Origin of the sequence: Streptomyces shenzhenensis (assembly GCF_021462265.1) — a bacterium.
In the GTDB taxonomy this organism is placed as follows: domain Bacteria; phylum Actinomycetota; class Actinomycetes; order Streptomycetales; family Streptomycetaceae; genus Streptomyces; species Streptomyces shenzhenensis.
In genome coordinates, this window is record NZ_JAJONF010000011.1 from 106,067 (window position 1) to 119,545 (window position 13,479).

The 13,479-nt window shown below is 73.6% G+C and carries 9 protein-coding genes; 4 read left to right on the forward strand and 5 right to left on the reverse strand.

Features of this window, described 5'->3' with window-relative positions; all coding sequences use genetic code 11:
• Positions 1–74 precede the first annotated feature (74 nt).
• Complete coding sequence (locus LQ326_RS16995; protein ID WP_234537513.1) at positions 75–2,519, forward strand: ATP-binding SpoIIE family protein phosphatase; 2,445 nt, start codon at positions 75–77, stop codon at positions 2,517–2,519.
• 161 nt (positions 2,520–2,680) lie between these two features.
• Complete coding sequence (locus LQ326_RS17000) at positions 2,681–3,406, forward strand: class I SAM-dependent methyltransferase (protein WP_234537515.1); 726 nt, start codon at positions 2,681–2,683, stop codon at positions 3,404–3,406.
• A gap of 168 nt (positions 3,407–3,574) precedes the next feature.
• Here LQ326_RS17000 and LQ326_RS17005 read toward each other — a convergent pair whose 3' ends face one another.
• Both LQ326_RS17005 and LQ326_RS17010 read right to left on the reverse strand, forming a co-directional pair.
• Complete coding sequence (locus LQ326_RS17005) at positions 3,575–4,705, reverse strand: CapA family protein (RefSeq protein WP_234537516.1); 1,131 nt, start codon at positions 4,703–4,705, stop codon at positions 3,575–3,577.
• Positions 4,706–5,062: 357 nt separating this feature from the next.
• Positions 5,063–5,938, reverse strand: coding sequence for a universal stress protein (locus LQ326_RS17010; protein ID WP_234537518.1), 876 nt, complete (start codon positions 5,936–5,938; stop codon positions 5,063–5,065).
• A gap of 308 nt (positions 5,939–6,246) precedes the next feature.
• Here LQ326_RS17010 and LQ326_RS17015 point away from each other — a divergent pair, with 308 nt between their 5' ends.
• Positions 6,247–7,593: a nicotinate phosphoribosyltransferase gene (locus LQ326_RS17015; RefSeq protein WP_234537520.1), complete on the forward strand. Its 1,347-nt coding sequence runs from the start codon at positions 6,247–6,249 to the stop codon at positions 7,591–7,593.
• Between the two features lie 222 nt (positions 7,594–7,815).
• Here the strand turns inward: LQ326_RS17015 and ftsH are convergent, their stop codons facing one another.
• The 3 genes from ftsH to LQ326_RS17030 form a co-directional block, all read right to left on the reverse strand.
• Positions 7,816–9,819: an ATP-dependent zinc metalloprotease FtsH gene (gene ftsH / locus LQ326_RS17020; protein WP_234537522.1), complete on the reverse strand. Its 2,004-nt coding sequence runs from the start codon at positions 9,817–9,819 to the stop codon at positions 7,816–7,818.
• Between the two features lie 364 nt (positions 9,820–10,183).
• Entirely contained in the window at positions 10,184–11,518 is a 1,335-nt protein-coding gene (locus LQ326_RS17025) for a phosphoribosyltransferase family protein (protein ID WP_234537524.1), read from the reverse strand.
• Between the two features lie 248 nt (positions 11,519–11,766).
• Entirely contained in the window at positions 11,767–12,063 is a 297-nt protein-coding gene (locus LQ326_RS17030) for a hypothetical protein (protein WP_234537527.1), read from the reverse strand.
• Between the two features lie 488 nt (positions 12,064–12,551).
• Between LQ326_RS17030 and LQ326_RS17035 the strand changes: the two genes are divergently transcribed.
• A complete protein-coding gene (locus LQ326_RS17035; RefSeq protein ID WP_234537529.1) occupies positions 12,552–13,421 on the forward strand; it encodes a universal stress protein in 870 nt (289 codons plus the stop codon).
• Positions 13,422–13,479 lie beyond the last annotated feature (58 nt).

Consider the following 13,479-nt stretch of genomic DNA (forward strand, 5'->3'; position numbering starts at 1 on the left):
ACCGGCAGCGACCGTACGGTAGTGGCGGGCGGCACAGATCTTTTGCGGAGCCGTGGGGAGAGAGGGCCTTGGCCATGGACCATGGCAGCGAGCGGGACACCCATCCCGGCCTCGGTGCCGGGGACGGCACGGCGGGCCGCGTTCCCCTGGCCGTGGTCGTCGTCGACCGCGAGAGCCGGGTCTCGCACTGGAGCACCGGCGCCCGGCGGCTGTTCGGCGCCGCCAAGGAGGACGCGATCGGCCGCTCCGTCCTCGACCTGCTGCCCGTCTCCGGCGCGCTCCCCGACGACGAGATCACCCCGTACGGCGCCTACGCGGCGTACGACGGACTCGGCCCCGACCTGGAGTCCTCCCTCGACGGACGGCTGAACTTCCCGGCCGCCGGCCGCGCCCGGCTCACCGTGCCCGACCGCGACCGCGTCGATGTGCTCTGGTGGGCCTACCCGCTGGTCGGACCGGGGAACGAGCGGCTGCTGGTGCTCGCCGCCGACGCCGAGCGGCTGCGCCGGGCCGAGCGGGACGAGCGCGTCGCCTTCGAGCGCATCGCGCCCGGCTTCGCCCTGCACACCGACTTCCCCGGCGCCGAGGAACTCGCCCGCCGGCTGCCCGAGATCCTGCCCAGCATGAGCGTCGACGAAAGCGCCCGGATCGTCGCCCAGGTCCTCGAACTCGGCTACCCCATCCTGGAGTTCAGCCAGAACGACCGGGTGCCCGTCACCCCCGACTGGGGCGTCGCCCGGCGCGCGGAGCGGCTGGCCCGCCGCGAGTGCGCCGCCCGGGCGGCGGCCCAAGGCCTGCCGGTGCCCGCCGAACTCGCCGACGACGAGGGCGAGGACCTGGAGTACGCGGCCGTCCGCGAACGCCTGGAATTCCTCAACGAGGTCAGCGGGAGGATCGGCACCTCGCTCGACCTGTCCCGCACCATCATCGAGGTCAGCAGAGCCGTCGTACCCCGCTTCACCGATGTCGCCGGCACCTACCTGCGGGAACAGGTCGTCGCCGGCGAGGGGTTCCCCGACGGTGTCCCGGACACCACCACCATGTGGCACCGCGTCGCCGTCGAGCACACCGACGAACCCGGCCGCTGGGACGACGTCGTCCCGGTCGGCGAGGCCATGCCGTTCCCGGCGCACACCCCGTTCTTCCAGTGCATGACCACCGGCGAACCGGTCCTGGTGCCGCGGATCAGTGAGGAGCTGGGCCACGCCATCGCCTCCCAGTTCGAGAAGCGGGACATCCGGCCGCTGATCACCGGCCGCTCGATGCTGGTCGTCCCGCTCAAGGCACGCACGGTCGTGCTCGGCTTCATGGTCCTGCTGCGTCACCCCGAGCGTGAGATGTTCAACGACATGGACCGGGTCACCGGTGCCGAACTCGCCGCCCGCGCCGGGCTGGTGCTCGACAACGCGCGCATGTACACCTTCCAGGAGAGCGTCGCCGAGACCCTCCAGGACAGCATGCTGCCGCACATCCCGCCGCGCATGGCGGGCTGCGACATCGCCACCCGGTACCTGCCGGGCACCCTGCTCGGCCGCGTCGGCGGCGACTGGTTCGACTCGGTGAAACTCCCCGGCGCCCGCACCGCCCTGGTCGTCGGCGACGTGATGGGCCACGGTCTCAACTCGGCGGCGATGATGGGCCAGTTGCGGACCGCCGTCCAGACGATGGCGGCCATGGACCTGCCGCCCGCCCAGCTCCTGCGCAACCTCGACGACCTGGCCCAGCGCCTCGGCGACAGCTATCTCGCCACCTGCCTCTACGCCGTCTACGACCCGATCGAGAGCGAACTGCACCTCGCCAACGCCGGGCACATTCCCCCGGTGCTGGTGCGGGCGGCCGACGGACGCAGTGAACTCCTCGACCTGCCCACCGGGGCGCCCATCGGCGTCGGCGGAGTCGCCTTCCAGTCGCTGCGGGTGCGTGTCGACCCCGGCGACCGGCTGGTCATGTGCACCGACGGACTGGTCGAGATGCGCGGCGAGGACATCGGCGTCGGCCTCGCCACCCTCTGCGAGTCCGCCGCCCACCCGGCGGCGTCCATGGACGACGCCTGCGACACCATCGTCCGCGCCCTCAACACCCGCGGCGGCCGCAAGGACGACGTCGCCCTGCTGATGGCCCGCCTCAACGGCATCGAGCCGAAGGACGTCGCCGAATGGCGGCTCGCCCCGGAGCCGGCCGAGGTCCGCCGCGCCCGCGCCGTGGTCCGCGAGCAACTCCACGACTGGGGCCTGGCCCACCTCGCCGACCCCACCGGACTGATGGTCAGCGAACTCGTCACCAACGCCGTACGGCACTCCCACGGCCGCCCGCTCCAACTCCGGCTGATCCGCGGCGAGACCCTGCTCTGCGAGGTCGATGACGACGACCACACCCTGCCGACCCTGCTCAGCGCCGAACCCGGCGACGAGGCGGGACGCGGGCTGCGGGTGGTCTCCACGCTGGCCCGGGAGTGGGGTACCAGCCGTACGACCGCCGGGAAGACCGTCTGGTTCGAACTCACCGCCCGTCGCCGCTGACCCAGGGGCCGGTTCAGGACGCCGGTCAAGGGGGCGCACGTCCGTCGAACGTGGGGTGAAGGAACGCGCCGGCGCTTGTGGCCGAAACAGGCGCAGGGTAAACCGTACTGGCCTGTCACCGACGGCAAGTCATATGCCGCTGATCCCTGGGGAGTTGGGCCATGAGCGTGACGAGTCGATACTGCGGTGCCTGGGAGGGCTTCTGGCGTGAGGTGCCCGACGAGCCCGGGGCGGTGTTCTGGGACGCCGACCCGGCGGTGACCGCCGCCGTGCACGTCCCCCTCTTCGAACCGCACCTCGCGGACCCCGGTCTGCCCCTGGTCGACCTCGGCTGCGGCAACGGCACCCAGACCCGCTACCTCGCCGAACGCTTCCCGCGCGTCCTCGGCACCGACATAGCCGAGGCCGCCCTCGACCACGCCCGGCACGCCGACCCCGCCGGACAGGCCGGCTACCGGCTCCTCGACGCGGCCGAGAAGAGCGAGGCCGAGGCGCTGCACGCGGAGCTCGGCGACGCCAACGTCTACATGCGGGGCGTTCTGCACCAGTGCGAACCCGACGACCGGCAGCCGGTGATCGACGCCATCGCCACGCTCGTCGGCAGCCGAGGCCGCGCCTTCCTCGTCGAGCTCGCCGAGGCCGCCCGTCCCGTCCTCGGCGGCCTCGCCCAGAGCCCGTCGGGACCGCCGCCCAAGCTCGCCCCGGTCTTCCGGCACGGCATCGCCCCCGGCGAGGTCGCCGACGCGGCGGTCCCGGAGTACCTGCACAACGCCGGTCTCGCCGTCCTCGCGAGGGGCGAACTCCCGCTGACGACCACGGAAGCCACCCCGGACGGCGAACGGATCGTCCTGCCGTCGAAGTGGGTTCTGGCGGGACGCGACAGCTGAGGGGCGGGACCCCGGCGGGCGGGCGCCGGCCCACCGGCCGGCGGCCGGCCCACCGGGCGCTCGGTGGGCCGTTCACCCTCCGGCGCGGAGCGGGACGCGCCGGTCCGCCGGCCGCCGGAAGCAAGACGCTCTGGGGCGCCGGCCCACCCTCCCGGCTCCCTGCCGACGTCAGGCGCGTCGGCCGGCGCGCAGGGACCGCAGCGTGAGCGTGCCGTCGGACGAGCCGTCGAGGCGGGTGCCGAACTCACGGCTGTGTCTGTCGAGGGTGGCGCGCAGCCACGCGGCGTCCTCGGGCGAGACGCGCTCCAGCCGCATCCTGCGCGCTTGCAGGGGCACCATGCGCACGTCGACCAGCCGGCCGCTGCCGGCCTCCACCGACACCAGGTACAGCACCCTGAGGTCGTCCCGGTAGCTGTCGTGTCCGGAGATGCCCTCGTAGTCGTCCACGAGGTCGCCGCAGCCGTAGAGGACGAGCCTGTCTCCGTACACCTCGAGCGGGCGCGGGTGATGCGAGGAATGTCCGTGCACGATGTCCACGCCCGAGTCGACGAGCGCATGGGCGAAGCCGATCTCGGCACGGGAGACGTGATAACCCCAGTTGGGGCCCCAGTGGACCGAGGCGACCGCGATGTCCCCCGGCCGCCGGACCTGTCGCAGACGCTCGGCGAACGCGGCCGCGGCGGCCACCGAAGGCTCCATGACGACGTCGACGCCGCCCCGCCGCCCCGTGGCGGCCCAGGCCGCCGGAATGCCGCTGGACGGCAATCCGAACGAAAAGACCAGCACGCGCCCGTCCGTGGCCAGGGGCACGATCGCCGGCCGCCTCGCCTGCACCGCGTTCCGCCCGGCCCCCGCGAACCGCAGTCCCGCCCCGCCCAGGGCGTCGAGCGTCTCGTGGAGGCCAGGGGGGCCGAAGTCCAGCACGTGGTTGTTGGCCAGGGCGCAGACGTCCGGACGGGCCGCGGCCAGGCACGGCAGATTGGCCGGGTTCATCCGGTAGTGGACGCCCTTGCCGGGTGCGAAGTCCCCGTCACCGGTGACAGCGGTCTCCAGGTTGACCACCCGGACATCGGGGGCGACGGCGTCCAGGACCGCCAGTGCCTCGCCCCACGGCCAGCGGAAACCGACCGGCCGGGGAATCGGCCCGTTCGCCGCCTCGGCCATGTCCACGTAGGCCCGGGCGTCGCGGACGTACGTCTCTCGCAGCGCCGGATGACCGGGACGGGGGAGAATCTGATCCACCCCCCGGCCGAGCATCACGTCCCCGCCGAGGAACAGGGTGACCACGCCTTCGCGCACCCTTCCACGCTAAGGCCGTCGCGTGCGATGGGCGAACACTCCTCGCGACGGGGAGGTTGTCCCACGCCGACCGCGCGCGGCATGCGCCGGCAGCGGTGGTTCGTCCCGCCCCGGCCACGCGGAGTCCGCGGTGCCGGCGGGCCCGGCGCTTCGTTCTCCTGCCGCTGCCGCTGCCGCTGCCGCTGCCGCTGCCGCTGCCGCTGCCGCTGCCGCTGCCGCTGTCCGGCCTGGTCGACGCGGTGGCCTCCCGGCTTGAGGCCGAGGCCCGGGCGGGTCGCCGGACCCGGCGGCGACCGGCCGGTGGTCCACGGGGAGTGTCACCTCGACAGCGAGGCCCCGCCGCGTGACCGAAGTGCCTCAGCGGTCGTGCGCGACCACGGCGACAGGCGCGAGCACGTGATGCAGGACGGCGTGGGTGACGTGGCCGATGTGCGCACCGAGGGTGCCGGTGCGGATCCGGCGGCCCACGACGGTCAGGGCGGCGTCACGGGAGGCATTGACGAGGACCTGCGCCGCACCGCCGCAACGGCTTGCCTCGATCACCTTCACGTCCGGGAACTTCAGCCGCCAGGGACGCAGCGCGTCGGTGAGAGCGGTGGCCTGCCGCCGCGCGAGCGAGGCGTGGAGCTCGACGCCGTGGAAGCGGCGGAACTCGCCGGCCGGCTGGGTCCAGCCGTGGACCACCCGCAGGGCCGTGCCGCCGCGCGCGGCGGCTTCGAAGGCGAACTCCAGGACGGTGTCCTCTGCGGCGCCGATGTCCAGGCCGACGACGACGGGCCTGACGGGCGGGGTGGCGGACGGGGCACCGGCGGCGTCCTCTCCCGCCCTGACCAGCACCAGGGGCCGGGCGGTGTACGCGATGACGTTCAGGCTGACCGAGCCGAGGATGAACCCGCTGAGGCCGCCGAGCCCGCGTGAGCCCAGCACCAGCAGCTCCGCCGCGTCCGCCGCCTCGGCCAAGGCGGGGACCGGGGCCCCGGTGACCCGATCGGTGATCACCTCCACGGCGGGATGGCGCACCCGGAGTTCAGCCACTGCCTCGGCGAGCACCCGTTCCGCCCGGTCGTACTCCGTCTCCGGACCGGACCCCTGTGCCCCCGTCCCGGGCGCCGGCTCGCACACATGGAGGAGCTTCAGCGGCAGGGCCCGCAGCCTCGCCTCACGGGCCGCCCAGTCGGTGGCGGCACGGCTTTCCGGCGAGCCGTCCACGCCTACGGTGATGGTGCGGGTCACGGTGTCCGCCTTTCGGGTTGTGCATCAGACGGTGGTGAGCAGATGTCCCACCGTTCCAGTCTTCCGTTCCGCCGTCGGCCGTCCAGAGCCGAACGGCCCTGCCGGACCGGCGAGACGGCCCTCGGGGGCCGGCCTCCCGCCGGTCCGCCGCGCGCGTCTTCCGTGCCGGCACCCCCAGGCCGACTCGCGGGGCCCACCCCGGCGGGGGGCCGAACAGCCCGGGTCCAGGTCCCTGAAGGCCCCTTTCCCGTCGGCCGTTCGCGGTCAGACTGGAGGGCGGGGGACCACCACGACCGGCGGTGATCACCATGTCCGACGTCACCACCACCGACCTCTACGAAGTGACCATGGCGCTGTCCTACCTCCGGGAGGGCATGCGGGCCCCGGCCACCTTCGGCCTCTTCGTCCGGGACCTGCCCCCCGGCCGGGGATTCCTGGTCGCGGCCGGGCTGGAGCCCGCTCTGGACTTCCTGGCCGGCTTCCGGGTGGAGCGCGCGGACGTCGAGGACTTCGCGGCCGCCCTGAGGCGACCGGTGGAGGACCTGGAGCCGCTGCTCGGTCTGTCCTTCGAGGGCGAGGTACGGGCGGTGCCCGAGGGGCACGCGGTGTTCGCGGACGAGCCGCTGCTTGAGGTGACCGCGCCGCTGCCGCAGGCACAGCTCGTCGAGACGTACCTCCTGAACCAGGTCTGCCACCAGACGGCGGTGGCGTCCAAAGCGGCCCGCTGTGTGCTGGCCGCCGCGGGGCATCCGGTGGTGGACTTCTCGCTGCGCCGCACGCACGGCCCCGGGGCGGGATTCCAGGCGGCCCGTCTGGGAGCCGTCGCGGGCTTCGCGGGCACCAGCAACGTCGCCGCGGCGACCGCCCTCGGCCTCCCGGCCTCCGGCACCATGGCGCACTCCTACATCGAGGCGTTCCCCGGCGAGGAAGAGGCCTTCCGGGCCTTCGCGCGCTGCCATCCCGGCCCGGTCACGTTCCTCGTGGACACCTACGACACCGAGGCGGGCGTGCGGATCGCGGCGCGGGTGCTGAAAGACCTACGGCGCGGCCCCGGCTGCGCGATCCGCCTGGACAGCGGTGACCTCGGCGCCCTCGCCCACAGGGCGCGCGCGGTCCTCGACGCCGCCGGGCTGCCCGAGGTGCGGATCGTGGCCAGCGGCGGTCTCGACGAGTACGGCGTGGCCCGGCTGGTACGCGCCGGTGCCCCGATCGACGTGTACGCGGTGGGCACCCGGGTCGGTGTCGCCGCGGACGCCCCGTACCTGGACTGCGCGTACAAGCTCGTCGAGTACGACGGCCGCCCGGTGATGAAGCTGTCCTCGGCGAAGGTCACCGCCCCGGGCCGCAAGCAGGTCCACCGCCGCGCCGGGCACCCCGACGTCATCGCCCTCGCGGTCGAGGCGCCACCGGAGCCGGCGCGGCCGCTTCTGCACACGGTGATGCGCGGCGGGCGGCGCACCGGGCCGCCGGACCGCTGGCAGGACGCCCACGAGCGCCTGCGCGCGGACCTCGCGGAGCTGCCGGAGCCGGCACTGAGAATCGAGGACCCCGAACCGGTGCGGCCCGTCCGGTCCCCGGCACTGGAGGAACTCACCGCGAGGGTGCGCGCGCAGATCGAGTCCCGGCTCCCCTCACGAGCCGCCCCCTCCGTCTGACCCCGGCTGCCGGGCCGACCGGTCGAGGCCCCGCGACCGTGGCCACTGACAGCTCGCGTGCGAGCCCGCACGTGCACACGTGCACGAGGTCGCGGGCACTTCCCGCGCCACCGCGGGGAGGAGGCGAGCACCATGACCGTTCCCGCACCCTGTGACCGGCCCGTCGTGGTCGGTGGCGGCGCCGACCCGGTTCATCGGATGGCGCCGGGCACGCGCCGGCGGTCAACGACGCGGCGTGTGCGCCCCCGGCCGCGGATGCCCGGGGGGCGACGACGCGTCGACGGTGGGGACATCGTCTGGTCCGTCGTCCTGGCGGCGTTCCTGGCGCAGGGCGGCGAGGACGACGGAGCCGTCGACGGTCTCGTGGGCGACCAGTTCTGCGGCCAGGCGTTCCAGGGCGGGCCGGTGGCCGCGCAGCAGCGTGATCGCGCGCTGTTCGGCCTGGCGCAGCAGGCGGGCGACCTCCTCGTCGACGATGCGCTGGGTCTGCTCCGAGTACGCCGGCCGGCCGGGCTCCTCGGTGGTCTCACCCAGGTAGTGCGGTTGGGTGGAGGCGTAGCCGACCGGGCCGAGTTCGCGGGAGAGGCCGAACTCGCGGACCATGCGGGTGGCGATCTGGGTGGCTCCGGCCAGGTCGTTGGCGGCTCCTGTCGATCCCTCGCCGAAGACCACGAGTTCGGCCGCGCGCCCGCCCAGGCGCACCGTCAGCAGGTCGGTCAGATAGTTCTCGCTGTACAGGTGCCTTTCCGCTTCGGGGAGTTGTTCGGTGACGCCGAGGGTGACGCCGGCGGGCAGGATGGTGACCTTCGCCACCGGGTCGGCGTGCTCGCACAGCGCCGCGACCAGGGCGTGCCCGGATTCGTGGACGGCCACCGAGCGGCGTTCCTCGGGCAGCAGCGCGTTGGAGGACTCCCGTCGTCCGAGCAGCACACGGTCGCGGGCGGCGTCCAGGTCGTGCGGTTCGATGCGGGTGCGGTCGCCGCGTACGGCGTTGATGGCGCCCTCGTTGACCAGGTTGGCGAGGTCCGCGCCGGAGAACCCGGGCGTGGCGCGCGCCACCGCATCCAGGTCGACGTCCGGGGCCAGGGTCTTGTCGCGGGCGTGGACGGCGAGGATCGCGGCCCGCTCGGCCTGGTTGGGCAGCGGCACGGTGACCTGGCGGTCGAAGCGCCCGGGGCGCAGCAGGGCGGGGTCGAGCGCGTCGGGCCGGTTGGTGGCGGCCAGGACGACGATGCCGCTGGCCTGGTCGAAGCCGTCCATCTCGGACAGCAGCTGGTTCAGGGTCTGCTCGCGCTCGTCGTTGCCGCCCAGCCGGGCCCCGCCGGCGCGACGCGATCCGAGCGCGTCGATCTCGTCGATGAAGATGATCGACGGAGCGCGCTTGCGGGCGTCGCCGAACAGGTCGCGGACCCGGGAGGCACCGACCCCGACGAACATCTCCACGAACGCGGAGCCGGTCACCGACAGGAACGGTACGTCCGCCTCGCCGGCGACCGCCCGCGCGAAGAGTGTCTTGCCGGTACCGGGCGGTCCCACCATGATCACGCCACGGGGTCCCTTGGCTCCCGCGGCGGTGTACCGGGCGGGGTTGCGCAGGAAGTCGACGACCTCGCTGATCTCCTGTTTGACCCCGTCGTAGCCGGCGATGTCGCCGAACCCCGTGGTGGGCCGCTCCGCCTCGATGATCTTCGCGCGCGAGCGTCCGATGGCGCTCAGGCCGCCGGTCACCGACCCCGCGGCCCGGCGCCCCATCCACACGAAGAAGCCGATCAGCAGCAGGAACGGCAGGAACGAGAAGAGCACGGACAACCACGCCGAGCCGCCCCCGCCGCTGCTCTGACTGGCCTTGATCTGTACGTGGTGGGAGGTCAGCTGCTGCTGGAGCTGGGCGCCGGTGCCCAGCGCGGTGGGGATCTGGGTGGTGAACTTCGTGCCGTCCTTCAGGCTGCCGCTGACCGCGCCCTTGTCGTTGATGTCGACCGTCTGCACCTGGCTGGCCCCGACCTTGGTCACGAAGTCGCTGTAGGACAGTGACGTCGCATGTGGCCCGGAACGGGCGCGCGAGAGCACCAGGACCACGAGGAGGGTCATCAGGATCCACCAGAACATCCACCGTCCGCCGAGCGGCTGCGGCTGCCGGGACGGAGGCTTGGGCGGCTCGTGCGGCGGCCCCGGCTTGGCGGGCGGCGTCAGATGCCGGTGCGGCATCCGCACTCGTGTGATCACCGGTTCCACGCCCTTCGCTCGGCATTGACCCCGCCCCCCAGCCTCAACCCCGCCGTTCCTGGGCGGCAGGGGTCGAAAGGCCCTGACAGGGGGCCGTCCGGCCGGAGCCCGCCCGGGCTCGCCGCCTCGACGTTTCGGAGAAGGAAGGTCGTCGTCCTCCAGAAGGCGGCACGAGCTCGCGTACGACTCGGCCGGCCGCCATGACAGCCGAGGGCGCCCGGACACGGGACTACGTTGCGCGGCCCTCGCCGCACCGCGGTGCGGGCGCGATCCGGAGCCGTCGGCCGATGGGCTCGCCGCACGGCTGTGGCCGTACGGGACGGCCGGGCGAGGGAAGGCGCCGCTGCCGGGCCGCGCCGCGCCGTCAGAATCTGCCCGCCGCGTGAGCGGCCGGGGCCATGTGGTCGGTGAACCAGTCACGGGCCAGGTCGGTGACCCTCTCCAAGGTCCCCGGTTCCTCGAAGAGATGGGTGGCGCCGGGGACGACCGCGAGCTGGTTCTCGCAGCGCAGCCTGGCCTGCGCCTCGCGGTTGAGACCGAGGACCAGTTGGTCGTGGCCCCCGACGATCAGCAGCGTGGGCGCCGTCACCGCCGGCAGCCGCGGTCCGGCGAGATCGGGCCTGCCGCCGCGGGAGACGACCGCGGCGATCCCCGATCCCGGCTCGGCGGCGGCCCAGAGCGCGGCGGCCGCACCGGTGCTCGCGCCGAAGTATCCGATGGCCAGCGCCCCGGCCTCGGGCTGCTCGCGCAGCCAGCCGGTGGCGTCCGTGAGCCGACGGGCGAGCAGGTCCGTGTCGAAGACGTTGGCGCGGTCGGTCTCCTCCGCCTCGGTGAGAAGGTCGAACAGCAGGGTGCCCAGCCCGGCCCGGTTCAGGCCGGCCGCGACGAACCGGTTGCGCGGGCTGTGGCGGCTGCTGCCGCTGCCGTGCGCGAACACCACGATCCCCGGCGCGCCCTCGGGGACCGTGAGCCGGCCCCGCAGTACCAGCGGGCCGGCTCGCACATCGGCTTCCCGGTCCTCGGGCAGGGCATGCCCCGGCGGAACCCGGCGGGTGCTCACCGGGCGGGCGAAGGCGTCCTCCAGGCAGGCGACGACCTCGTCGTCGTCGGTCTGGGAGAAGTCGGCGTAGAACTGACCGATGGCGTAGAAGTTCCACGGCGTGTGCGGGCACACCAGTTCGTCGGCGTCCGCGCCCAGCCGTGCGGTCCAGTCATGCGGTGCCACGGGAACCGCGAGCACGACCCGTGCGGCCCCGCGAGCGCGGGCGATCCGGCAGGCCGCTCGCGCGGTCGAACCCGTGGCCACCCCGTCATCGACGACCAGCACCGTGCGGCCGTCGAGCCGCAGGGGTTCCCGCCCGCCCCGGTAGCGCCGGGCGCGGCTCTCCAGCACGTCCCGCTCGCGCGCCTCGACCGCGGCCAGCTCGTCCGGGGTGACACGGGCGCTGCGCACCACCTCGTCGTTGATCACTCGGACGCCGCCCTCGCCGATGGCGCCCATGCCCAGTTCCGGCTGGACGGGCACGCCGAGTTTGCGGACGAGGCAGACATCCATCGGTGCGCCGAGGGCCTGGGCGACCTCTGCGGCGACGGGGACCCCTCCGCGGGGGAGTCCCAGCACCACGACCTCGGGACCCTTGATGTGCTTCAGCCGGGCAGCCAACTGCCGGCCGGCGTCTCGGCGATCGAGGAAATACATGATGCGGCCTCCTTCCGCGGCGGAACACGGCGGAACACGAGGGCAGGGCGAGCAGCGTGATGTGCCCGTACCTCCATCCTCACTCCGGCCGTCCCGCATTCCCAACCGGTCCGGAATCCGTCATTCGCCGGCGTGCCGGTGGCAGGACCCTCGTCCGCCCCCCGGCCCCGGTCCTCGTCGGTACCAGGGCCGAACCGGTCGTGGTGCCCGAGCAGGAACTGTGGGTTGCCGGGCCCCCGGCCCGGTGCTCAGGGCCGTACCCACTGTGTGTCGTGGCGTGGAACGGTCGTGCCGCCGCCGGCCCGCACCGCTTCCACCACAGACTGGTGCAGATCTCGGCTGCTCTGCCGAGAGGGACAGGGCACCGGGCTTCCGGCCAGCGTGAACCACCGGGAGGTGCCGCTGTACTGGACCCTGACGGCGGCCTGCCTGCCGTCCCACGTGGTGTGCACGGTCAGTTCCCCGGTCACGACGCCCGCCTCGTCGGTACGCGCGCCCCCCTGGCCTGTGAACACACCTGTCGTCGTCCATGATGTCTGGACCATGACGCCCTCGGCCTTTCTTCGTGAATGCGCTCGTGAATGCGTTCGTGCATGCGGAGGTCTCTTGCTTCCGGCAGCCCGCTTCCTGGTACTCCGCGGCCCACCCGGCTCAGACCGGGACGGAGCTGCCGCTTTCCTGTTCGACGGGCCGGGTCGGGGCCCGGGCGCTTTCGGGGGACCGGGCGGGCAAGACGACGGCGGAGTGTTTCTCCGCGGCGATCTCGGCCTCCGCCTGGCGGGTCATGGCCCGCTGCGTGCCGGCCGGCGATCGCCACGGGACCCACCTCCCTGCGGCTCCGGCCTTCATGGTGACCGGCCGGCCCGTCGCAGGACGTGTGCCGTTGGTCCCCTCGACAGGGGCCGACCGGCCCCGGTGCGTCCGGCCCCGTCCGTGCGAGCCTTGAGGGTCTCCGTGTGCGGCGAAAAGCGGATCGGGGGATCCTCGAATGGGAGAGCGATCCGGCACTTCTTACGGGACGGAGGCCGCCGCCGTGCAACCAGTCGTCACCGTGGGCCTCGACGGCTCGCCCGAGAGCCTCGCCGCCGCCCGCTGGGCCGCCGACGAGGCCGAGAAACGCAGGCTCACCCTGCGCCTGCTGCACGCATGGCCGCTGCTGGCACCGGAACCGGCCCGCCTGCCCGCGGAGGTCGACCAGAACTACTGGGCGAAGCGTCTCGTCCACACCGCGCAGGCGGAGCTGCAGGCGCGCCATCCAGGGCTGTCCGTCGTCGGAAGCCTGGTCGCCGACGACGCCCAGGACGCCCTCGTGCGGGCGGCGTCGGAGTCGGAGATGACGGTGCTCGGTTCGCGGGGTCTGGAGGCCGTGCAGAGCTATTTCCTGGGTGATGTCAGTATGCCTGTCGTCGCACGGGCCGAGCGGCCCGTGGTGCTGGTCCGGGCCCAGCCCCGGCAGGAGGAACCGCCCGCGGCCGGGCCGGGCCGGGTGGTCGTGGCCCTGAAACTGCACGGCTCCTCGGACGACCTTCTCGACTTCGCCTTCCACACGGCTGCGGCCAGAGGGGTCCCGCTGCTGGCCGTCCACGGTCGCAGCGTCCCGCTGCACGCACGGCTGCCCTGGGGCGTGGACCACGAGGTCGGGGAGCGGATGACGCGGGAGACGCACGAGCAGCTGGGCAGGGCTCTGCACCCGTGGCGGGAGAAGTACCCCCGGGTGGACGTGGCCGACAGCGTCCGGCTGGAGAGTCCGGCCAAGGCTGTCGTACAGGCTGCCGAGCAGGCCTCGGTGCTGGTCGTGGGCCGGCGCCGGCATCGTCCCGGTCTGGCGCCCCACCTCGGTCCCGTGGCCCAGGCCGCCATCCATCACGGGCGCTGCCCCGTCGCCGTCGTCCCCCATGACTGAGCCCGGCCTGCGCGGGACACCGGCGCGGCCGGTGCCACGGGCCGACCCGCCGCCGTCG